Here is a 21,109-nt window from a genome sequence, read left to right as displayed (position 1 = left end):
GAAGCGAAGTAGCTCTGCAGAGAATACCTGCGGCCTAACGGAGTAGGTCAGAGGGATGGAAAGCAAAAAGCCGCCGCGGAACCCGCGGCGGCTTTTTCGTGGGAAAAGCAGGAGTGCCTTTCCGTCATGCTAACCCTATTTTATCACCTTTAGCTCAACTCTTCGGTTCCGCTGGCGGCCCGCTTCTGTATCGTTCGAGGCTGCCGGGCGGGTTTCCCCGTAGCCTTCGGTCAGGATATGCGTGGCGCTGACACGCTTCTGCACCAGATACAGCTTGACAGCTTCGGCGCGGTCGCGGCTCAGTTTCAGGTTGGCCGCGTCGCTGCCCACGTTATCGGTGTGGCCGTCGATGCGCAGGCGATAGGCGCTTTTCTTGATCAGGATCTTGGCCAGATCGTCCAGGTTGGCTTTCGAATCGGCGCGGATCACGGCTTTGCCAGATTCGAACTCCAGGTGTTCGAAGGCGGCGCGCAACGTCTCTTCTTCATCCTGAGTCAGGTCGGCCAGCTGATCGGTTTCGGCCACTTTCACGAGCGGACATCCGTTGTTTTCCGGCGAACCGAATTGCGACGGACACTCGTCCTCGTGGTCGACTACGCCGTCGAAGTCTTTGTCGGGGCAGCCGTTCATCTTCGCCGAGCCGCGTACCGTTGGGCAGGCATCGATGTCGTCCGGCAGGCCGTCGAAGTCGGTATCCGGACAACCGTTCCACTTCGCAATACCCGGCAACTCAGGACACTTGTCGTCTGGATCGGGCACTTTGTCGCCGTCGGTATCGGGGCAACCCTGGTATTTCTCCGGACCGGCCAGCGTCGGGCACTTGTCGTCCTTGTCGGCTACACCGTCGCCGTCGCTATCGGGGCAACCGTTGGCCGTAGCCGAACCAGCCACGTCGGGGCAGAGGTCGTCGTGATCGTTGATGCCGTCGCCGTCGGTATCGGGGCAGCCGAACAGTTCAGCACTTCCCGGGATGTCTTTGCAGCGGTCTTTCGAGTCGATTACGCCGTCGCCGTCGCTGTCCGGGCAACCGCCCAGGTTCGCAGGACCTGCCAGGTTCGGGCAGCGGTCGTCGCGGTTCAGCACACCGTCGCCATCGGTATCGGGGCAGCCGCCGGTTTCCCAGGAACCCGCCGCTTCCGGACATTGGTCTTTGCGGTTCGACACGCCGTCGTTGTCGCGGTCTTTCTTACGCAGGTTGACGCGCCCGATCGGAATGGAAGCGCCCATGTAGAAATCCATGCCGTGCGAGCGACTTTTGCCCATCAGGCCCGCCAGGTTGTCCGAGCCGGCAAAGACGGGACCGAGGCGTACCATCGGACCGAAGTTGAAGTTGAAGAAGTTGTTGGTCAGCGACATGGGGAACGCGATTTCCAACCAACGGAATTCTACGCGAGGAGTCACGGCAACGTAGGTGTTTTCGCGCATGCCGACAAAATTGCGTCCCCGCAGGCTTTGCATCCAGGTCGCATTGATGTACAGGCGGTTGGCGACTTTAACGTCGGCCTGTAAATTCAGTGCCGTAGGCAGTCCTGCGTTAAAACGCTTTTCGCCGGGTGTGATGCCCAGCAACGAATCCACGTACGTTTTTACATCTTCGAAATCCTCAAACTCTTCGCCTTCCATGTCGGTCATGTAAGCCGAAGAAAGCATGCCCGTCTGGGCGGTGTAGGTCCGGACGTGGTCGCGGTTCGAATAAGAGATATTGCCGACGTCGAGCAACGCGGCGCTGAGCCGGAGGGTATACTTGTTTACTTTTCCATCGGTACGGGGTTGCCCATCCAGTTTAAACTGGTGGTCTTCAAAATCCGGGCGGTACTCGTACACCAGCCCGAGGTCGGCTCCGAAGCCACGCCCCGACGGAGAACGGAAAAACGAGTTGCCGTCGATCGTCTGGTTCTCGCTGGTATAGCCCATCGCCAGGTTGGCCTGATGGATTTCCAGCGAATCGGCCGAGTAGACGGTCAGGTCGGTACCCTGGTTGTGCATGTAGGCTGAGTAGACGCCGTTCAGCAACTTGAGGGTAACGCCCGATTTGATGAAGTGCGGACCTTCTTCCATGTACACGCGCGCGAACGTCACGCCATATTCGGTGTAGGCATTGACATTCGCCATGTACTGCGTATTCTCTTGTTTTACGCCAAACAGGTCTTCATGATCCATCTGGTAGCGGAGGGTACGCGCGAGGCTTTCCGTCATGTTGTTGACCTGGAAGGCGGTGCGCAGCCGCGTAGACAGGCCGATGCTGTTGCGCTGGTTCCAGGCAATGAGCAGCGAAGGGCCACGCACGTCTGCACCGAGGTGCATCATCTTGCTCCGGCCATTGATCTTCTCGATCAGGAACGTGTTCTCAAATTGTACTTTTCCGTCAGCGTTCAGGTACTGTTCCGGGACGCGATCGCGCAAAATCGCCCAGGGCGAGAAAGGCGCATTGTACTGGAAATAGTTGTTCGACAGGTTCACCCCGGCGGTGCCAAGGTTGAAGTGAACGAGATACCGCGAGTCGGCGGCATTGGCGGGATTCATGTAGATCCCGTTGGTACCTGCGTAGTTACTGTTCGCAATACCCAGGTAACTCTGGCCGTATAGCGGACCTCCGAGCAAGAGTGCCGCTCCCCAGAGCCATTGGTACAATCGTTTCATGCGTTAATCTTCAGGTGAAAATAGCGTCAGAGAATCAAGCAGATGATTCCGGAAACGAAAGTAGCAAGGCTTAAGAGTCTAGTTTTTATAATGTTACAATAATTGGTACATGACTTTGGTAACCCCGGAATGTAGGCTGAAAACACGCCGGTAGGCGTGGCGAACCACTAGAGTATAGCAAAGTTGCGGCAACAAAATGTCACCAATTCGGCAGGGTGCCGGTCCCAGCAAGGGGAGACGGGCGCTACTCGCTGAGCTCGAAAATGGGCAGCGGCTGCCAAGTGGTATACGGCTCGCCCAGCACCTGCAGATCGTCGCCGTGCTGCTTCAGGAACAGATTGTAAGACTTGGCCCATTCGTCGTACTCGTTGCGGTAGAGCAGAATGCTGTCGTCAGCCTGTTTGATCTCCCGCGCCAGGTCAGCTCCGTTCTTGTAGTTTTCGAAGCCTGGCGTCGTGGCGGCCAGCTGAAAAGCGCTCCGCAGCAGCGAGTCGGTCGCGGCGTCGTACCGGTCGATGGCGGCCGATTCTGCCATCGATTGCCGGTCGTACCGTTTCGACAGGATAGCTTCCTGTTGCATGCGTACCCGTTCCAGGGCAATGGGGTCGGCGCTGTCCGCGTAGGAAAGCTCCTGCAACAGTCGACCGACGTTGTAGGCCTTCACGTCGTCCGAAACCATCATCACCTGCCAGTAGTGGTCAAGGCTGTCGCGCAGCGAATCGGCCTGCGTTTGCAGTTGGGCCAACTCGGCCGGCGAAGAGGTCTTGTTACAGGAAGCGGCTCCCAGCAAAAGGGCGAGCATTAGAATGGAGAAGGTACGCATAGCACTGAGTTTGAGCTTCGAAAGTACCAAATTTGATCTAACCATACGCTTTTGAGAAGAAAGGAAGCGGGCCGAACAGGGCAACTTCTCTTCTTGTACGGACAAACGAAGCGATTATTTTACGTCGGCGAGCGAAATGAGTTGGGCGGAGGGTTTCAGGTGGACCTGGGCCATCAGCTCGCGGTTCAGTTCGAAGCGGACCCGGTCGGACTCTTCGTCCAGAAAGATGTGAATCATGCTGCCGGTTTGCTTGAGCGATCCCCAGCCGTTGCTGACCAGCAGCACCGGATCGTGTTCCAGTTGAGCGGCGATGGCTTTGAGGGAGCGTGTTTCGCGTTCGGCCACAAACAACAGGTGACAGGCGCGGATGGCCTCCAGTTGGCTGGCGTCGCCGATCTCCCGGATTTCGATTTGCCGTGCGCCCAGCTTGCGCGAGGCAGCCAGCAGATGCAACTCCGGCGTTACGTCGGTTTTGCCCAGTACCCCGATCACAAAATTGCCGTTGCTGGCCTGCGGCGGCCACTGAATATACTTGGCAAAGCTAAACACGAACACCGTCGTGATTTTGCTGTTAATCTCCTGTGCCTGAGCGTATCGGGTCTGGCCGAAGAGGGCGATGAGCATGGCCAGGAAGAGGGCGCGGTAGAGCTTGGTCATGGTGGCGGCTAGTTGAAATCCAGGGTGTACGAAAGGCGAACGACCCACTCGCGGGCGGTGCCGGGCAGGGGCGCGTGCCCACCGTCGTAAGGTTGCAGAAACGTGTAGCGCTGGTTAAACACGTCGTAAACGCCCACGCCGGCTTCCAGGCCTTTGGTAAGGAAGTGCTGACGTTGTACGAACACGTTCGCCAGGTAGGTGGGGGCAAAGCGGGCGAGCGATGCGTCGGCCAGGTAGGCGTAGCGCGCGCTCGACACGGAGGCCGTGGGGCTGAGCCGCCAGTCGCGGAACAGGCGAAAACTACTGTTCAGGTTCACCCGGTGCACCGGAAACGCCAGCCGGGCGTGTGGCTGGTCCGCTACCTCGTACGCTTCGGTCTGCTTTCTGCCGGCGGCCGAGTAGAACGCGTAGTTGAGGTGAATAAAACCCCACTCGGTCTTCACGTTGTATTCCACTTCCAGGCCCCGGCTGCCGGTCCGCTCGTAGTTGGTGTACCCTTCCGATTCAGTGGCTTCGTCGTAGAAATAAAAGATGGGGTCTTGCGTATTCATGTCGAACAGGTTGGCGGTCAGGAACATCGACTTCGACAGTTGCAGGCCCGCTTCCAGTTCGATCACCCGGGTACGCTCCGGCAGAATGTGGCCGTCGAGGCTCAGGTTGACGTTTTCCAGACCGGGGGCCCGGAACGAATTCCCGTACAACAATTTGCCGTGGAAGTTGCCCCACTGGCGGGTGATGCCCAGCCGGGGCACGAACGCCGATCCAAAGGCATTGTTGTGGTCGTAGCGGGCGCCGATCGTCACGTTGGCCAGCCGGTGCCGCAACAGCGCCTGGCCGAACAACGCTTCGTTGGTAAAGGCCAGCGTCGGTTGCTCGTTGTAAAACACGTCGCCTTCCAGACGACTGAGGGCGCGGTCGCGAAAAAACTCACCGCCCATGGTCAGGGCAATCTGCCGCGACGGTGCGTACGAAACGAGCACCTGCCCGCGTAACCGTTGCGCCGTGCGGTCGTAGGCGGTGTATTCGTCGGTTTCCTGGCGGTTGCGGTATGGCGTCTGCTGTTTGAAGTTCAGGCGCGGAACAATCTTGAGCTTGGACGTCACCGCCCAGTTGTACTTCAGTTCATGATAAAAACTGACAAAATCGTTGCGGTACGGGCGACTCAGGCTCACGCCGTAGCCGTCGCGTGTGGTAGAGCGGTAGTGGTCGGCAAGGGTCCGAAACTGCAATCCTTTGTAGTGAAGCGACAGATTCAGGTTCAGCGGATCGAGCCGGGCCTGGTCCATCATCGCAAACGTACCGGGGTGGTACAGCGTATCGAACCTGATGCTTTCGTGTTCCAGAATGGTGTCGATGCGGGCAATGGACCCTTCCACGCCCTGAAAAACGCCGTCGCTGCGGTGGCTCTGGCCCGCAAACAGCGCCACCTGCACGCCCACGTCACCCCACTGTTGCCCGCCGGATACGCTCACGTTGCGCCTGGCCGTGCCGCCACGGATGTGTCCGTAAGTGGTAGTGACCCGGAGGCCGTGCAGGTCAGCGGCGTCGTGGGTGATGATGCTGATCACGCCATACTCGGCGTAGCCCCCGTAAAGTGCCGAACCCGGCCCGCGGATGATCTCGATGCGTTTGATCTGACTGACGTCGAAGTGGTTACCCAACTGAATGGTGGCGTACAGGGTTTCGTTCATCTCCTGCCCGTCGAGCAGCAGCAGAATTTTGCCCTCGGCCGCCCAGTTACCGCGAATGCCCAGCCCCACCGTGTTCTGCACGTCGACTCCGAAGTCCATGCCTGGGACGAGCCGCAGGACGTCGATCAGGTCGCGGGCACCGGAAGCGGCGATTTCTTCCTGCCGGATGACCGTGATGATGCCCGGCGTGTTGCGGAGCGCGAGTGGTTTCTGCGAGGCCACTTGCGTCATGGCATTGAGCTGCTTTTCCAGATCGCTGGCCAGCGCCGAATTTTTCATGTCGGCCAGCTCTTCCAGCGGCATGGAGAAAAGGTCGGTCGTGTCGGCCGATTGGGCATACGCCAGCCCGGGTACGGCAAGAAGCGTTATCCAGAGTTGGAGGGCGCGTAAGTGGCTCATAGCAAGCGAGATGTGATGGCTTGTGTGGACAGTTGCTACAAATGTTGTCTTTCTGCAGAGCATTAATCTGTCGATTCTCCGAACGAAGCGTCATATGTACAGAAACGGTTGGGTTCAGCAAGCACAACAAAAAGGACGCTGGCAGAGGCCGGGAAGGTGCACAACTTGCTTGGGCGAGGGGAAGGAGAGTAAAAGGTTGATTACTAGCAAATTAACCTGCGTGATTTTCAGAGAGAGTTTCGGCCGGACCCACGAGGGAGTGGAGTGGCCTGCGTTACAGAAACCAGAGCGCGGGAGAGGAAAAGCGAGCTAAACCGTAGTAAATCAGCCACAAAGCGAACAGGCGATGACGCCAAAAGGGCTGGCAGCAAAGGCGTGCTCGCATCGTGTGCCGGCCGACATACTTACTTTTTTTCCGCACCTTCGTACCAAAGAAACAGCAACCGCTATTTGTATGAGTTCTTCTTCCGATGCTTCCGCTACTTTTCTAAACCGGCTCAACCTGATTTACTACGGCCTGCTGTCGATGTCTTTGATCGTCTTCATCTACAGCTATTTGGAGAATCAGGAGATGGCGCGGGTGACGGTGATCAATTACGAAAACGATCCGCACATGGCGTGGATTCTGCGGGCCACCATCGGCATCACGTGCCTGGTCGACGCCATTGCGGGCTACCGGATGTTTCGCCGCATGATCGGCCAGGTACGACCGGAGGCGCCGTTGCCCGAAAAGCTGGCCCGCTACCGTCGGGCTTTCCTGATTCGGATGATGCTTTACATCGCCGCTTCGCTGTTGCTGGCCATCTTCTACTACTTCAGCGACGACGGCTTCTTTGCCGTGCTGTACGTCATTCTGTTCGTGATCATCGCGGCCTGGCGGCCTACGTTGCAGGACATGCACAAGCGACTCTCCCTCACCGACGAAGACCTCGCGCAGTTGTCGCCGAGCGATGTCGTGACGTAAGAGCTACGCATCTTCCTCAAAACAAAAAAAGGCAACCTCCGCAGAGGTTGCCTTTTCAGCATCAGAAATACAAGGGGGTATCGTTAAAAGCTCAGGCGGATGCCACCGCTGATTGCCTGGAGGTCAGGACCAAACCCTTCGTTGAAAAGCGGGTTGAGGTCGTAGTTGGCAAACAACGTCAGGTCGCGGAACCCGATTTCGCCGGCCACGCCGTAGCGCCAGCTGTTCAGGTAGAAGTTGGTATGTTCCTTATCTTTTTCGCTTCTGCCGTTGTCGCGGTCGTATTTGATTTTGGAGTGGCTGCCCAGCCGGTAGCCGATGTAGCCTCCGGCGGCGATGCGGAATCCGCGGCCGAATTTCAGACCGACGCTGGCCGGTACGTTCAGGTACGAGGCCGTCAGCTTACTTTTCTGCAGGTTGCGTACGGTATCGACCGGGAAAGTCACCATCCGGGCCGCCGGATCTTTGATGATCTGCACGTTGTCCTGGAACATAAAATTGTACCAGCTTACGGAGAGGCCCGGTTCGAAGTACAGCGGGCTTTTCGGTCCTCCCATCCGTACGCGCCAGGAGTAGCCCAGGGCCACGTAGCGTGATCCCAGCGGCCGCAGGCCGTACGGTTGCCCCGTGGCGTCGGGCGTTTGGCCGTTTTCCAGGTAGTTATTCAGGCCCAGGTCCAGGATAAAATCTGAGTCGACCCGGTGGTTGCGCCGTTTGGCGTGGCGGTCATGATCATGGTCGTCGTCATCATCGTCGTCGTTGTCGGAGCGGTGGGCGTGATGAGATTCCTGGTACGTATCGTCATCGTCGTCATCATCGCTCAAAACCACGTCGTACTCGATGCGGACGCTGCCGTTGCCAAAGGTTTTGATGACTGTCCGGCGGCGCATGGACGTGGAGTCTTCGTCGTAAATCACTTCCGTGTCGTTGTTATCTGCGTAGAGAAGCGAATCGAAACGTTCGACCAGTTCGTCCATGTCGTATTGCCGCAGTTGCTCGAGGTCTTCGCGGCTTTCGACGTAGATGACCATTTTGCTGTTGTCGCCGAACTTTACGATGACGGTGTCGGTGTAGGGCTCAGAGAACGCCCGCGCGGGGGCCGAGAGGCTCACCAGGGCCAGAAGTGCGAAAATTATATAGCGTTTCATGGGTTTAAGCTTGGTTTAGTCTTGGTGTTTTTCTTTCCGAAACGGGACGTGCGCCAGCAAGTCTTCTTTGTCGATCGGAATGATTTGGTTTAGTTCAACTTTTTCGCCGCGAGCGGCTTTTTTCAATTGCCGGAACACACCGCCCAGGCCTTGCGCGGTGGCATCCTCGTCAGGAGCCGCCTGTGCTAACAAGCCAGCGTTTTCGCTCCGGCTCGGCCGCACCTCGATTTCCAGCGTAGTGCCGGTGGCGCGGGGTTCTACCGGAGCACGTTCGGTCGTGGCCGGGGCCGACGCTTCTTCCGTCAGGGCGAGGGCTTCGGGCTCCCGCGCCGGCATTTCGAACGGTTGAAGGGTCTTTTCCGGAACGGTGACCGGGGCGTTTTGCTGCCTTGTGCCGGCCGAGCGCTGTGCCAGTGTAGGTGCCGCCGCCGCCGCGGGCGCAGTGGCCGGTTGCGGCGAGGGAACCGCCGCGGGTACTGTGGTCTGGACCGCTACCGTCGGGGCGGTTTGGAGCCGGGGGCGCAGGGCCGTCGCTACCGTATCGCCGGGCAACACGGCATGGGCCAGCCCCGTGGCGGTGTCCGTCATTTCGGTAGGAGCGGTTGTGCCCGCCAGCCGATCGCCGTCCGACGCGTTTTGGTACGTCTGTACGCCCACCCAGACACAGAAGGGCAACAGCACGGCGGCGGCGGCGGCATACCACCAGCGCGGGTGCTTCCCGGCGGTCATCACTGGGGCCACGGCTGCCGATTTCTCATCGGCCAGCGTAGCTTCCAGGCGATTCCACAGGTGGGGAGCGGGCCGACGCGTGTGGTGGGCTAGCTTGTCGGCAAACAGCCGATCCAGTTCTTCGTCACGATTCTCTTGCATGGCTAGCTTTTTTTTTAGAGTACAGGTCGCTTTTCCGCAGGTATTCCTGCAACAGAACGCGCGCCCGACTGAGTTGCGATTTTGAGGTACTTTCCGAGATGCCGAGCTGGTCGGCAATCTCTTTGTGCGAATAGCCTTCGATGGCGTACAGGTTGAACACCGTGCGGTAACCGTCGGGCAACTGGCAGACCAGGTTCATCAGGTCTTCGGCTTCCAGCGAGGTGTCGACTGTCCGGTAGTCCGGCTGGTACTGTAGGGCTTCTACTTCTGTATGGACAAACATCAGGCGGCTTTTGCGCAGTTGCATCAGCGCTTCGTTTACCATAATCCGGCGGATCCACCCTTCGAAACTGCCGTTCCCTTCGTACTGATGCAGGTGTTGGAACACCTTCGTAAACCCCCGCACCAGCGCGTCTTCGGCTTCGTAGTCGTCGCGCAGGTAACGTTGGCAAACCACCAGCATCTTCGGCGCGTAGTGTTCGTACAGGTGCCGTTGGGCGGCCCGAACGCCCGCTTGGCAGTCTTGTACCAACTCCTTCTCGTGAGTATACTGGCGATCCGTACGAGTAAAACGCAGCTTCATTGTTTCCGAATTCAACACCAAGATGCAGGGCGGGGGAGGAAGGTTGCACGGCCCTGAAAAAAAATTGCCGCAGAAAGCCCTGATCTGTTACATGTCAATAGGGGGATATGTAAATTTATTTTCGTGATTTATCTGTATTTCAGTGTAATCAAATAACTTTACCGTTAGTCTTTTATCATTTATTTACCTATTATTTTATGAAAACCGGCAAAGTAAAATTTTTTAATCGTGAGAAAGGATACGGGTTTATCGTATCCGATGAATCAAACGAAGAGGTGTTCGTCCATTCCAGCGGCCTTGTGCACGAAATTCAGCAGAACGATCGTGTCACGTACGACCTGAAGCAGGGGAAAAAGGGCTTGAACGCGATTAATGTTGAGAAGATTGCGTAACGAACGGCTTAACTTCTAGAAGACAGCTAATACCACTTTACACGATACAACACCTTTTTTAAGTTAGTTTGTATGTAACAAAAATCCCCGGTCTGGACCACCGGGGATTTTTCGTTTTTCGGCTTGTAGCACCTGCTTTAGTGGAGCTTCATGCTGTCGATGATGCCCTGAACGCGGTCGTCGAGCTGCTTGGAGACCTGCTCGTACGCATCGCGGCTTTCCAGTTTTTCGCGGACGCTGAAATAAAACTTGATCTTGGGTTCGGTGCCCGACGGGCGTGCCGAAATTTTGCTGCCGTCTTCGGTGATGAACTGCAACACGTTCGACTTCGGCAGGCCGGTGGGGCGGGTTTCGCCCGTCAGCAGGTTGCGGTCCTGGTCCATTTCGTAGTCGATCAGGCGCACCAGCTTCGACCCGTTGATGGTTTCCGGCGGGTTGGCCCGCAGGTCGGCCATCATCTGCTGAATCTCTTCCGCGCCTTCTTTGCCCTTCCGGGTCAGCGAAATCAGCTTCTCTTTGTAGAAACCGAATTTCATGTAGATCTCCAGCAGCAGATCAAACAGGCTGAGGTTTTTATCTTTGGCGTAGGCCGTTACTTCGGCAATCATGGCGCAGGAGATGATGGCGTCTTTGTCGCGCACAAAATCGCCCACCAGGTAGCCGTAGCTCTCTTCGCCCCCCGCGATGAAGGTCTTCTTGCCTTCGTTTTCCTTCATGATGGCGGCAATGAACTTGAACCCGGTCAGCACGTCGTAGACCTCCACCCCGTAGTGACGCGCCACGTCGGCCAGCAGGTCGGTCGTCACGACGGTTTTCACGATGTACTCGCGTCCTTCCAGCTTGCCGGCCTGTTGCCAGGCTTCCAGTAGGTAGTAGAAAATGAGGGAGGCGGTCTGGTTGCCGTTCAGCAGTTGCCACTCGCCTTTGTGGTTTTTCGCGGCGGCGCCCACGCGGTCCGAGTCGGGGTCGGTCGCCATAACCAGGTCGGCGTTCAGGTTTTTGGCCTTGGTTACGGCCATGCTCATCGCTTCCGACTCTTCGGGGTTGGGGTAAATCACCGTCGGGAAGTTGCCGTCGGGTTGCGCCTGTTCTTCCACCACGTGTACGTTCGTAAAACCGACGCGCGCCAGCACCTTGGGGACCATCGTGATGCCGGTGCCATGGATGGGCGTGTACACGATGCTCAGATCTTTCTGCCGTTGAATCACGTCCGGAAATACCGAAAGGCCGGCAATGCGGTCGAGGTACTTCTGGTCGATGTTTTCGCCGAGGTAATGCATCTTTGACTCGTCGCCCGTAAACTTCACGTCGCCCGGATCTTTGATGTTTTTCACCTCCGCGATCACGTTCTTGTCGTGCGGTGCCACCATCTGCGCGCCGTCCTGCCAGTAGGCTTTGTAGCCGTTGTATTCCTTGGGGTTGTGCGAAGCCGTGATGACCACGCCGCTGTGACAGCCCAGCTCACGAATCGAAAACGACAGCTCCGGCGTGGGGCGCAACTCGCGGAAAAAGTAGACCTCGGCGCCGTTGGCCGTGAAGACGTCGGCCGTCACGCGGGCGAAGTAGTCGCTGTTGTTGCGGCTGTCGTGGGCGATGGCCACCTTGATGGTTTCGCCGGGAAAGCTTTTCGCCAGGTAGTTGAACAACCCCTGGGTGGCCATGCCGACCGTGTAGCGGTTCATGCGGTTGGTACCGGGGCCCATCAGGCCGCGAAGCCCGCCGGTGCCAAATTCCAGGTCTTTGTAAAATGCATCGATCAGGTCTTTTTCAGAGCCGCGCTCCATCAGGGAGCGGATCTGCCGTTTGGACTCTTCGTCGTAAGCGCCGTGAAGCCATTGGTCTACGCGGCTTTGCGTGGTCATATCCATGTCGATCAGTTATTCTGTTATTGGGTTTAGTACGTGTTGGTTAAAGGGTTGTGTGCTGTTTTGCAGCCGACAGGTGTAAGGTTGAACGTGGAAAGGAGCGCAGAGTTAACCTTCGGGTCCGGCTTCTTTTCATCGTTCTACGGCCTGGGCGGCGGGGCGCGGTGTGCTCGTTGCGGCGGCAGGTGGCGCCTCACAAACTTAATTTCATTTTTTAGATAATTCACAGCACGCCCGCTAAACCGCAAAATCTTGCTCGGGGCGCCGTTGCTGGAACGCACATGACGGGAAAAGCCACCGCTGTCTGCACCAGCCCAACGGCCCACGACGACGGTTGGTGGGCGGTTTTCGGCCGCTGGGCAGAAATATTTTTGCAAAGATGCGGTAGTATTTTCAGCTTTGTATTTTGTAACCCTATTTGGAATATATATGAATACCAATCAGCTCGACAACGACCTGATAGCGCTGGTGGAGAAAAAAACAGAACTGAGCCAGATGCAGTATAACGACGAGCGCTACGACGAAGTGGAAGACGAGCTCCATCAGATGGAAGACGAATTTCTGAGTCACTACGGGACCTACCTCGAAGAAGCTTTTCATGTAGTACACGACGAATTTTGCCCTGACAACGACGTGCTGCTGCCCATCGCTTACCTGGCGAAAAAGTACCAGAAAACCAAAGAAAAGCGTAACGGCAAGCCTACCTACGACGTCAGCCAGAACGAAGGCGTGCTGGTAGACGCCGACGACTATCCCAATATGATCACCCGATTGGTGCTGGTGCCCAACCCGACACGAATCCTGCTGCTGACGAAAAGTGGTACCAAAGAAGTGGTCTGGCAGGTTGAGTAAATCACGTTTTTTCCGGCCCGTGCCGTACTGGCTTGCGCTTTCCGGTGTGTTGGCAGGCATCGCTTGCCAGCCCTCCGGAAAGCCGCAGGACCGTGCCACTACCCCTGACGTCGCCTCCGATACCGCCGCGCCGGTGTCCGTGATTTTCGATACCGACTTTGGTCCCGATTACGACGACGTGGGTGCTCTGGCGCTGTTGCATGCGCTGGCCGACCAGGGACGCGTACGCATTTTGGCGACGGTGGCCTCCAACCGGCATCCGCTGGTAGCGCCCAGCATCGACGTACTCAATACCTATTTTGGCCGTCCGGATTTGCCGATCGGCGCGCCGCCGGCGGGCAGTGTCAACTTGGGCGCTGTCCAGTACTGGCCCGATACGCTGGTGGCCCACTATCCGCATGCCGTCGCCTCCACCGGCGAGGTGTCAGATGCCGTTACGCTCTACCGCCGCGTGCTGTCAGCCCAGCCCGATACCAGCGTCATCATCGTCTCCGTCGGTTTTCTGACCAACCTGCGTGACCTCCTCCAGTCAGCTCCCGATTCGCTGTCGCCGTTGCCGGGCGAAGCTTTGGTCAAACAAAAAGTAAAACAATGGGTGGCCATGGCCGGGCGCTTTCCCGAAGGGCGGGAGTTCAACGTCTACACGGACTCGACGGCCGCGCGCGAAGCAATCGAGCACTGGCCGACGCCGATTCTGTTCAGCGGGTTCGAAATCGGGCAACGCGTCAAAACGGGCCTGCGGTTGGTGGCCGATGGTCCGGCCGAAAGCCCTGTGCGCCATGCCTTTGCCATCAGCATGCCACTGGCCGAAGAAGATTCGGCCGGGCGGATGAGTTGGGATCAGACGGCAACGCTGGCCGCCGTGATGAGCCCTGCGCCGTTCTATCGGGTGCAGCGGGGGTATTTTGTGTCCCAACCCGACGGCAGCAACGGCTGGCGTGACGATCCGAACGGCCCACACGCCTACCTGGTCGAAAAGACGGCCCCTGATTCGGTGGCCCGGGTGATCGAATCCCTGATGATGCACCAGCCCGATACCAACGGACGGTGATGAAAAGCGGGCGGATGGCTCAGACGTTGGCGACCCGGTAAGGTTTGATCTCGTACGTTTCCCAGACGCGCCCCGCCACGTAGGGGTCGGTGCTCAGAAAAGCTTCCAGCTCTTCCTGCGTCGGAAAGTCGAAAATGGCCACGGAGCCGTTCATCTTGCCTTCCGCATCCAGCGTTGCGCCCCCAATCACAAACTTGCCGTCGGCTTTCAGCTTGCGAACATTTTCCAGATGAGCTTCGCGCACGGACATGCGGCGTTCCAGCGCCTGCGGGTCGGTGTAATCGTGGGCCGTTACAATGAACTGGGGCATAGGGGAGTGGGTGATTGGGTTAGGAGTTGAAACGTGTAAAGCTCAGCGTTGAAAGTGAAGCGTGCGTCTCATGTTCTGTTCCGCGCTCACGTTTTCATACGCGGCCCGCTGTTTTCTGGTCGATGTTCTCGCCGAGGTAGTGCATCCGATGCACCACCACCTGCCGCCTGGCTACCGAAAACTGCTCACCGACCAGCGCGCCGCGCCGATGCACTTATTTAAAGGCCTGGATGCCGGTGATTTCCTGACCGAGAATGAGCAGGTGGATGTCGTGCGTACCTTCATAGGTCACAACCGATTCCAGGTTCATCATGTGGCGCATGATGGGGTAATCGTTCGTGATGCCCATGCCGCCGAGGATTTGCCGGGCTTCGCGGGCGATGTTCAGCGCGATCTCCACGTTGTTGCGTTTCGCCATCGAGACCTGCGCCGTGGTGGCTTTTCCGGCATTTTTCAGTTGGCCGAGGCGCAGCACCAGCAGTTGCCCTTTGGTAATTTCGGTCAGCATTTCCGAAAGCTTCTTCTGCACCAGTTGGAACGATGCAATGGGTTTGCCGAACTGATGGCGTTCCAGCGCGTAGCGGCGGGCCGTGTCGTAACAGTCCATCGCCGCGCCTAGTGCCCCCCAGGCAATGCCATACCGGGCGGAGTCGAGGCATTTGAGCGGTGCACCGAGGCCGTCTTTGCCGGGCAGGACGTTTTCTTTCGGGATTTTAACGTTGTCGAAGACCAGTTCGCCGGTGATGCTGGCGCGGAGCGACCACTTGCCGTGGATTTCCGGCGCCGAAAAGCCTTCCATGCCTTTCTCCACAATCACCCCTTTGATGCGTCCGTTGTCGTCTTTGGCCCAAACGACCGCCACGTCTGCTTTGGGCGAGTTGGAGATCCACATCTTGCTGCCGTTCAACACGTAATGGTCGCCGGCGTCGCGCAGCGTAGAGCGCATGCCGCCGGGGTTGGAGCCGTGGTCGGGTTCGGTCAGACCGAAACAGCCGAGCCACTCGCCCGAGGCCAGTTTGGGAAGGTATTTCTGCCGCTGTGCTTCCGAGCCAAATTCGTAGATCGGGAACATCACGAGCGACCCCTGCACCGACGCCGTGGAGCGCATGCCCGAGTCGCCGCGTTCGATTTCCTGCATGATGAGCCCGTAGGCAATGTAATCGAGTCCGCCGCCGCCGTATTCCGTCGGAATGGTAGGGCCGAAGGCACCGATCTCTCCAAACTTGCGCACGATCTCGTAGGGGAAGTGGGCACGCTCGGCACAATCTTCGATGATGGGCGAAATTTCACGTTTCACAAACTCGCGCATCGTGCTGCGAATCAGCTTGTGCTCGTCGGTCAGCAGATCGTCGAGGTCGTAAAAATCCGGCGACTCAAACAGGTCTGGGGCCTTGCGAGTGCGCTGGGTATCAGGTGTTTGTGTAGGAATCATGCGGCAGAGTTGGAATTAGCTCAATCTATGCTCAAATTTACGCATTTATATCGATCGTGTCGGGGCCCATATCCCGGCAAAGAAGCGGCTGTGCCGCGCTAATATTCCCCTTATGTCCGATCCGAAACCTAAGTCTTCCGGCACTCCGTCGGCAGCTTCTTCCGAACTTGATCCTGATCTGCTGGACAAAATCCGGGCACTAAAAGAGAAGTATGGCACCACAGGACAGGATTTACCCGCCTACCTGGAAGGCCTGCTTTACACCGACTACCTGAATTACTGGGACTACATTCACCTCGATGCGCTGTTGGGACTCCAGACGCCCCGTACGGAGTTTCCCGACGAGATGGTGTTCATCGTCTATCATCAAACCACGGAGCTGTACTTCAAGCTGGTGCGCTGGGAACAGGAACAGCTCGCCGACGATCCGCACCTGACGGCCGAGACGTTTCTGATGCGCCTGGAGCGCATGAATCGCTATTTCAAGATCCTGATTACCTCGTTCGAGGTGATGGTTGAGGGCATGGAGCCGGCGCAGTTCCGCAAGTTCCGGATGGCCCTGTTGCCCGCCAGTGGGTTTCAGTCCGTGCAGTACCGGTTGATCGAACTGGCCTCGACCGATCTGATCAACCTGGTGAACCGCGACCAGCGGGAGGGCCTGCGCGGCGCCTCGCTGGAAGCGATGTACCAGGAAGTGTACTGGAAGCGCGGCGCGACCGAACTGGCCACCGGCGACGAAACGCTTACCCTGCAACATTTCGAGCGAAAATACCGCGACGAACTGCTGCGGACCGCCCACCGCTTCCAGGAAAAGAACCTGTGGCAGAAGTACCTGACGCTGGACGTGGACGATGTTCAGCGCGAGACGGTCAAAGTTGCCATGCGGGCCTTCGACCTGAGTGTGAACGTTACCTGGCCGATGGCGCACCTGCGTTCGGCCGGCAAGTACCTGCATCGCGAACCGGAAGTGATTGCCGCCACCGGCGGAACCAACTGGCAGAAATACCTGCCTCCCCGCTTCCAGCAGCGCATTTTCTTTCCCGAATTGTGGGAAGAATCCGAGCGCAGTGCCTGGGGGACGCGCGCCATGTCGAACGAAAAGCGCAACGGATATGTCGCTTCTTCGGAAGAGACTTCGCCCAAATCTGACTAACTTACAGCTACTTCGCTCACCCAATACCGATTCTGATGCGCGCTAGTTGGCTATGGTGTCTGTTGACCTGGGGAATGCTAACGGGAACCGCGGCGGCGCAACAGCTCACCACCCGTTGGTACGACGACGAGCATACGCATCTGAAATCCCGCTTTTTTGTGGCTCCCGACGGACAACTGTGGGGCAGTTACGAGCAATACTATTCTCATGGCCTGCTGATGGTCAAAGGCCAGTACGAGCGCGGCGTCGCGACCGGCACCTGGACCTGGTACCACGAAAACGGCAAACCCCGCATGCGCGGCTTGTTGCGCGCCAACCAGCCCGTAGGGCACTGGCAGTACTTCGACAAGGAAGGCCGGCTGGAACAGGAAGGCAACTGGGAGGCCGGACGCAAGGTCGGCGAGTGGCGCTTCTACCATCCCAACGGCACCCTCAGCGAGCGAGGCGTGTTCGCGGGTGAAACGCGCATCGGAGTCTGGCGCGGGTACGACGCCGAAGGCAATCTCCTCAACGAACGAACCTATCAGGGCGACGTGGCGCGCTACGTAGGGTATTATCCTTCGGGCGAGGTGCGTGCCGAAGGCTGGTTGCACCACGAAGCCAGCGACAGCCTCTGGCGCTATTATCACGAAAACGGACATTTGCAGGCCATCGGCGAGGAGGCTAACGGCCAGCGCGTAGGGCCTTGGCGCTTTTTTCACCCGAACGATACGCTGGCTGCCGAAGGCGGGTACCGGCAGGGGGCCAAAGACGGTACCTGGGTGTATTACCACGAAGACGGGTCGGTCAGTGCACGGGGCACCGAACAAGCCGGATTGAAAGAAGGGGCGTGGGAGATGCTCTACCCCAGCGGGAAATTCAAGGCGCAGCTGCACTTCAACAACGGCAACGGTCCCTACGAGGAGTACTATGAGAACGGGATGCTGAAAATGCGCGGGCAAATGCAAGAAGGGGTGCCCGCTGGTGCCTGGGAATTCTTCAACGAAAACGGCTGGCAGGAGGGCAAAGCCCAGTACGAACAGGGGCAGGGCCACTACGTGGGATTTTATCCGGACGGCAAACTCAAAACCGAAGGCGCCATGGAAGGGTTCGAGCGGGTCGGCGAGTGGACGTTCTATACGCCCGAAGGTCTGTTGGCCGGCTATTATCAGGCGTACCAAACGCCGTCGATAGAAGCCACGCTGGCCGTGCGCGATTCGCTGGGCCCGGTCGATAAGCCCGATCTGATCTTGCGTCGCCGTCGTTTGCGCTACTTCCGCCCCCGGGTGAACGAACTGCGTACGGTCATCGTCAGTACCAACCCGCTGGCGACCGCGTTCGGGCAGCTGCCGCTGTCGATCGAGTATTACCTGGAAAACCGGCTGGGCTACGAGCTGGGCATCAACTGGCTACGCAATCCCTTTTTCTACAAACCCTCCGACGCGTACCTGAATCGTCCGTTCCGCACGGGCTATGCTGTCGAGTTGCGGCAAAAGCTTTACCACCCTGGCGGTCTGCTCGACGTGTGGTATTGGGGGCAGGAGTTGCAGTACGTGAACCGAACGCACCAGGCTTTTGTCCGCGATTCGGTGGGCCAGCTCAGTTCCCCTCGCCTGCTGGCCGCCCGCGAAAAACGGTATGCGCTCTCGTTCCTGATGGGCGCACGCCAGTTCTGGCGATGGGAGGGGGCGCATCTGGCGCTTGATTTCTACGGGGGCGTCGGCATTGGGTACCGTACCATCGAACGCGACTGGGAGATCGAGAACCCCGAGTGGCGGTCGGTCTTCAAACGGCAACTGAACAGCCGTGTCATTGTGCCGGTGCGGGTGGGCGTCACGGCCGGGTACTTTTTCTAGCGCCGCTCAGGCGCAGCGAGTCTGCCCACATGTCGGGAATCTCCAAGGGCAAGCGCCGGGTTCGATAGAGATTTGCGCCATGAAGACGCTTTTTCTCCTTCTGCTGTCGGGCCTGTCGTTCCACGCTTCGGCCCAGGCATTTTCCCGCCCCTGGAACCTGGACGTGCACCTCATGCCGCTGACGTACCTGGACCCGCTGGCGCGTCACCGGTTCGGGGCGGAAGTCAGCACTGTGCGCTGGGGAGTAGCACTGGATGTGGGTACCGGCCACGGCCTTACGGCCCGCGGAATGGGCGTGGCTTCGTCGTATCATTTTCTGGAAATCCGCCCGCAGGTGAAGTACTATGTTCCGAATTCGACCTCATACCCGACGCGGATGTACGTAGGGCTGGAAGGATTTGCGCTCCAGAGCCGCGCCACGTTACACGATGGGCAGTACGAACGTTGGGAGGGCCGTCACTACGAGGGCATGATCGCGTTCGAACGGGCCGACTATCATCGACAAAAATGGGGTGTGCAGGCGCTGGTCGGTGTGCAATACACGTGGGCGCGGCTGCGGGTAGATGGCTACACGGGGGTAGGCTTTCGGCAGCGGCAAACCACCTTTGGACACGTGCTTGGTCCGCGAGAAGAGGCGGCCGTCAACGACTTTGATGTGCTGGGACATGACCGATCCGGACGGGCCGCCGGGCTTAACCTGGCGCTGGGCGTCAAAGTGGGGTACGTCGTCCGGCAACGCTTCTGACCCTTTGGGGAATTGCGGGGCCGGGAAATGCCTGATCAGCACCGGAAGAGTTCGTACCTTTGCACTTTACCGTTTTAAGGATCACTACCTTACCCGGATGCACCAGCAACATACCCTCATTCTTCCGCCGGACCTCGCGTACCAGGAAGACGCCCTGCGCGACGAAGTACGCCGCCGCTTTTCCCTTTCTTCTGACACCGCCGTGCGGGTCGCCCGCCGTTCCATCGACGCCCGCGGACGTCAGGTGCGCGTCAACGTCACGGTAGACGTAGGCAATGCATTGCCGCCACTTATTGACTTCGTCAAAGACTATCCCGACGTCTCGCAGGCCGATCCGGTCGTGATCGTGGGGGCGGGGCCAGCCGGGTTGTTTGCGGCCTTGCGCCTGATCGAGAAGGGCCTGAAACCTATTGTCCTGGAACGGGGGCAAGACGTGCGGATGCGGCGGCGCGACCTGGCAGCGATCAACAAAGAACACGTCGTCAATCCCGAATCCAATTACTGTTTCGGGGAGGGCGGGGCCGGCACGTATTCGGACGGAAAGCTGTACACGCGCTCCAAAAAACGCGGCGACGTGCGGCGTATTCTGGAAATTATGGTCGCCCACGGCGCTACGTCCGAAATTCTGGTCGACGCGCATCCGCACATCGGCACCAACAAGTTGCCCAACCTGGTGATGGCGCTTCGCGAAAGCATTCGGGACGCCGGGGGCGAAGTCCATTTCGATACGAAAGTCACTGACCTGCTTTTGCAGGAAGGCGAGCTGCGGGGTGTGGTCACCCAGGCGGGCGACCGGATCGAAGGGTTGGGCGTCATTCTGGCGACCGGCCACTCGGCGCGCGACGTCTTCGAACTGTTGCACCGGCGCGGCGTCTACCTGGAGGCCAAACCGTTTGCAATGGGCGTCCGAGTGGAGCACCCGCAGGCGCTCATCGACCGCATCCAATACAACTGCGAAGACCGGGGGCCGTACCTGCCCGCTTCGTCGTACGCACTGGTGTCGCAGGTCAATTTCGAGGGACTGAAACGGGGTGTCTTTTCGTTTTGCATGTGTCCGGGTGGGTTTATCGTGCCCGCGGCCACCGCTCCCGGCGAGGTTGTCGTCAACGGCATGTCGCCTTCCCGCCGCGATTCCAGGTACGCCAATTCGGGCATTGTGGTCTCCGTAGAGCCGGAAGATTGGCAACGGTTCGCAGACCTCGGACCGCTGGCCGGGCTGGCCCTGCAACGCGAAGTCGAGCAACGCGCCTGCGCCGTGGCAGGGGGAACGCAAAACGCCCCGGCCCAACGCCTCGGCGATTTTGTGCACCGCAAAGTCTCTTCTTCGTTGCTCGACACTTCCTACCAACCAGGCCTGACTTCCGTGGTGATGGACGACGTGTTGCCTCCGTTCATCAGTGAGCGGCTGCGCCGCGGCTTCCAGGATTTTGGCCGGAAAATGCGCGGCTATTTCACCAACGATGCCCAGATCGTCGGGGTGGAGAGCCGTACGTCGTCGCCGGTGCGCATTCCCCGGGATAGAGAAACCCTCGAACACGTTCAGCTCAAACGACTTTATCCCTGCGGAGAAGGGGCCGGGTTTGCCGGAGGCATCATGTCGGCCGCCCTCGACGGCGAACGCTGCGCCGAAGCCCTGGCCGTGCTGTATGCGAAAAAAGCTTAGAGCGCGAAGGTTCTTACGGACCAGACCTTACATAGA

At 58.5% G+C, this 21,109-nt stretch carries 18 protein-coding genes; 8 read left to right on the top strand and 10 right to left on the bottom strand.

Annotation, left to right across the window (positions count from 1 at the left end):
- Window positions 1-135: 135 nt before the first annotated feature.
- The 4 genes from BLR44_RS16860 to BLR44_RS16845 all read right to left on the bottom strand — a co-directional run bounded on the left by BLR44_RS16860 (window position 136) and on the right by BLR44_RS16845 (window position 6,210).
- Window positions 136-2,640: a DUF5723 family protein gene (locus BLR44_RS16860; protein WP_089684089.1), complete on the bottom strand. Its 2,505-nt coding sequence runs from the start codon at window positions 2,638-2,640 to the stop codon at window positions 136-138.
- Between the two features lie 244 nt (window positions 2,641-2,884).
- The gene (locus BLR44_RS16855; RefSeq protein ID WP_143017341.1) at window positions 2,885-3,463 is read right to left on the bottom strand and encodes a hypothetical protein; all 579 of its coding nucleotides are present in this window, start codon (window positions 3,461-3,463) and stop codon (window positions 2,885-2,887) included.
- A 114-nt stretch (window positions 3,464-3,577) separates the two neighbouring features.
- Entirely contained in the window at window positions 3,578-4,120 is a 543-nt protein-coding gene (locus BLR44_RS16850) for a YfiR family protein (RefSeq protein ID WP_089684084.1), read from the bottom strand.
- 8 nt (window positions 4,121-4,128) lie between these two features.
- Window positions 4,129-6,210: a TonB-dependent receptor plug domain-containing protein gene (locus BLR44_RS16845; protein ID WP_176956084.1), complete on the bottom strand. Its 2,082-nt coding sequence runs from the start codon at window positions 6,208-6,210 to the stop codon at window positions 4,129-4,131.
- 454 nt (window positions 6,211-6,664) lie between these two features.
- Between BLR44_RS16845 and BLR44_RS16840 the strand changes: the two genes are divergently transcribed.
- Complete coding sequence (locus tag BLR44_RS16840) at window positions 6,665-7,174, top strand: hypothetical protein (RefSeq protein ID WP_089684080.1); 510 nt, start codon at window positions 6,665-6,667, stop codon at window positions 7,172-7,174.
- 83 nt (window positions 7,175-7,257) lie between these two features.
- On the opposite strand, the gene BLR44_RS16835 is transcribed toward BLR44_RS16840, so the two are convergent.
- Genes BLR44_RS16835 through BLR44_RS16825 form a run of 3 tightly spaced genes read right to left on the bottom strand, consistent with a single transcriptional unit; the run spans window position 7,258 to window position 9,775 of the window.
- A complete protein-coding gene (locus BLR44_RS16835; RefSeq protein WP_089684078.1) occupies window positions 7,258-8,322 on the bottom strand; it encodes an outer membrane beta-barrel protein in 1,065 nt (354 codons plus the stop codon).
- A 15-nt stretch (window positions 8,323-8,337) separates the two neighbouring features.
- Window positions 8,338-9,192 carry a hypothetical protein gene (locus BLR44_RS16830; protein WP_089684077.1) on the bottom strand — a complete coding sequence of 285 codons (855 nt, stop codon included), beginning with the start codon at window positions 9,190-9,192 and terminating at the stop codon, window positions 8,338-8,340.
- Window positions 9,176-9,775, bottom strand: a complete 600-nt coding sequence (locus BLR44_RS16825) for an RNA polymerase sigma factor (protein WP_089684075.1) — start codon at window positions 9,773-9,775, stop codon at window positions 9,176-9,178. Before BLR44_RS16825 ends, BLR44_RS16830 begins: the two co-directional genes overlap by 17 nt.
- 197 nt (window positions 9,776-9,972) lie before the next feature.
- Here BLR44_RS16825 and BLR44_RS16820 point away from each other — a divergent pair, with 197 nt between their 5' ends.
- Window positions 9,973-10,167, top strand: a complete 195-nt coding sequence (locus BLR44_RS16820; protein WP_089684074.1) for a cold-shock protein — start codon at window positions 9,973-9,975, stop codon at window positions 10,165-10,167.
- Between the two features lie 137 nt (window positions 10,168-10,304).
- Here the strand turns inward: BLR44_RS16820 and BLR44_RS16815 are convergent, their stop codons facing one another.
- A complete protein-coding gene (locus tag BLR44_RS16815) occupies window positions 10,305-12,035 on the bottom strand; it encodes a phospho-sugar mutase (RefSeq protein WP_089684071.1) in 1,731 nt (576 codons plus the stop codon).
- Between the two features lie 426 nt (window positions 12,036-12,461).
- Here BLR44_RS16815 and BLR44_RS16810 point away from each other — a divergent pair, with 426 nt between their 5' ends.
- Window positions 12,462-12,884: a hypothetical protein gene (locus tag BLR44_RS16810; protein WP_089684069.1), complete on the top strand. Its 423-nt coding sequence runs from the start codon at window positions 12,462-12,464 to the stop codon at window positions 12,882-12,884.
- A gap of 19 nt (window positions 12,885-12,903) precedes the next feature.
- Window positions 12,904-13,935: a nucleoside hydrolase gene (locus BLR44_RS16805; protein ID WP_089684184.1), complete on the top strand. Its 1,032-nt coding sequence runs from the start codon at window positions 12,904-12,906 to the stop codon at window positions 13,933-13,935.
- A 19-nt stretch (window positions 13,936-13,954) separates the two neighbouring features.
- Here BLR44_RS16805 and BLR44_RS16800 read toward each other — a convergent pair whose 3' ends face one another.
- Window positions 13,955-14,245 carry a YciI family protein gene (locus BLR44_RS16800; protein WP_089684067.1) on the bottom strand — a complete coding sequence of 97 codons (291 nt, stop codon included), beginning with the start codon at window positions 14,243-14,245 and terminating at the stop codon, window positions 13,955-13,957.
- A gap of 214 nt (window positions 14,246-14,459) precedes the next feature.
- The gene (locus tag BLR44_RS16795; RefSeq protein ID WP_089684065.1) at window positions 14,460-15,677 is read right to left on the bottom strand and encodes an acyl-CoA dehydrogenase family protein; all 1,218 of its coding nucleotides are present in this window, start codon (window positions 15,675-15,677) and stop codon (window positions 14,460-14,462) included.
- A 112-nt stretch (window positions 15,678-15,789) separates the two neighbouring features.
- Here BLR44_RS16795 and BLR44_RS16790 point away from each other — a divergent pair, with 112 nt between their 5' ends.
- The 4 genes from BLR44_RS16790 to BLR44_RS16775 all read left to right on the top strand — a co-directional run bounded on the left by BLR44_RS16790 (window position 15,790) and on the right by BLR44_RS16775 (window position 21,073).
- Window positions 15,790-16,830, top strand: a complete 1,041-nt coding sequence (locus BLR44_RS16790) for a tryptophan 2,3-dioxygenase family protein (RefSeq protein ID WP_089684063.1) — start codon at window positions 15,790-15,792, stop codon at window positions 16,828-16,830.
- Between the two features lie 74 nt (window positions 16,831-16,904).
- Window positions 16,905-18,665, top strand: coding sequence for a toxin-antitoxin system YwqK family antitoxin (locus tag BLR44_RS16785; RefSeq protein WP_089684061.1), 1,761 nt, complete (start codon window positions 16,905-16,907; stop codon window positions 18,663-18,665).
- Between the two features lie 79 nt (window positions 18,666-18,744).
- On the top strand, window positions 18,745-19,410 hold the full coding sequence (locus BLR44_RS16780) for a hypothetical protein (protein WP_089684059.1): 666 nt from the start codon (window positions 18,745-18,747) through the stop codon (window positions 19,408-19,410).
- Between the two features lie 97 nt (window positions 19,411-19,507).
- Entirely contained in the window at window positions 19,508-21,073 is a 1,566-nt protein-coding gene (locus BLR44_RS16775; RefSeq protein WP_089684057.1) for an NAD(P)/FAD-dependent oxidoreductase, read from the top strand.
- Window positions 21,074-21,109: the final 36 nt, after the last annotated feature.

This window comes from Catalinimonas alkaloidigena (assembly GCF_900100765.1).
In the GTDB taxonomy this organism is placed as follows: Bacteria; Bacteroidota; Bacteroidia; order Cytophagales; family Flexibacteraceae; genus Mooreia; species Mooreia alkaloidigena.
This window is presented reverse-complemented; position numbering and strand designations above follow the sequence as displayed.

What these genes read in the sequence shown, in the direction of transcription:
- BLR44_RS16840 (WP_089684080.1), top strand. Translation starts at nt 6,665, where the DNA reads ATGAGTTCTTCTTCCGATGCTTCCGCTACTTTTCTAAACCGGCTCAAC.
- BLR44_RS16790 (WP_089684063.1), top strand. Translation starts at nt 15,790, where the DNA reads ATGTCCGATCCGAAACCTAAGTCTTCCGGCACTCCGTCGGCAGCTTCT.
- BLR44_RS16835 (WP_089684078.1), bottom strand. Translation starts at nt 8,322, where the DNA reads ATGAAACGCTATATAATTTTCGCACTTCTGGCCCTGGTGAGCCTCTCG.
- BLR44_RS16795 (WP_089684065.1), bottom strand. Translation starts at nt 15,677, where the DNA reads ATGATTCCTACACAAACACCTGATACCCAGCGCACTCGCAAGGCCCCA.
- BLR44_RS16775 (WP_089684057.1), top strand. Translation starts at nt 19,508, where the DNA reads ATGCACCAGCAACATACCCTCATTCTTCCGCCGGACCTCGCGTACCAG.
- BLR44_RS16800 (WP_089684067.1), bottom strand. Translation starts at nt 14,245, where the DNA reads ATGCCCCAGTTCATTGTAACGGCCCACGATTACACCGACCCGCAGGCG.
- BLR44_RS16785 (WP_089684061.1), top strand. Translation starts at nt 16,905, where the DNA reads ATGCTAACGGGAACCGCGGCGGCGCAACAGCTCACCACCCGTTGGTAC.
- BLR44_RS16825 (WP_089684075.1), bottom strand. Translation starts at nt 9,775, where the DNA reads ATGAAGCTGCGTTTTACTCGTACGGATCGCCAGTATACTCACGAGAAG.
- BLR44_RS16855 (WP_143017341.1), bottom strand. Translation starts at nt 3,463, where the DNA reads ATGCGTACCTTCTCCATTCTAATGCTCGCCCTTTTGCTGGGAGCCGCT.
- BLR44_RS16850 (WP_089684084.1), bottom strand. Translation starts at nt 4,120, where the DNA reads ATGACCAAGCTCTACCGCGCCCTCTTCCTGGCCATGCTCATCGCCCTC.
- BLR44_RS16860 (WP_089684089.1), bottom strand. Translation starts at nt 2,640, where the DNA reads ATGAAACGATTGTACCAATGGCTCTGGGGAGCGGCACTCTTGCTCGGA.
- BLR44_RS16845 (WP_176956084.1), bottom strand. Translation starts at nt 6,210, where the DNA reads ATGAGCCACTTACGCGCCCTCCAACTCTGGATAACGCTTCTTGCCGTA.
- BLR44_RS16815 (WP_089684071.1), bottom strand. Translation starts at nt 12,035, where the DNA reads ATGGATATGACCACGCAAAGCCGCGTAGACCAATGGCTTCACGGCGCT.
- BLR44_RS16820 (WP_089684074.1), top strand. Translation starts at nt 9,973, where the DNA reads ATGAAAACCGGCAAAGTAAAATTTTTTAATCGTGAGAAAGGATACGGG.
- BLR44_RS16780 (WP_089684059.1), top strand. Translation starts at nt 18,745, where the DNA reads ATGAAGACGCTTTTTCTCCTTCTGCTGTCGGGCCTGTCGTTCCACGCT.
- BLR44_RS16810 (WP_089684069.1), top strand. Translation starts at nt 12,462, where the DNA reads ATGAATACCAATCAGCTCGACAACGACCTGATAGCGCTGGTGGAGAAA.
- BLR44_RS16830 (WP_089684077.1), bottom strand. Translation starts at nt 9,192, where the DNA reads ATGCAAGAGAATCGTGACGAAGAACTGGATCGGCTGTTTGCCGACAAG.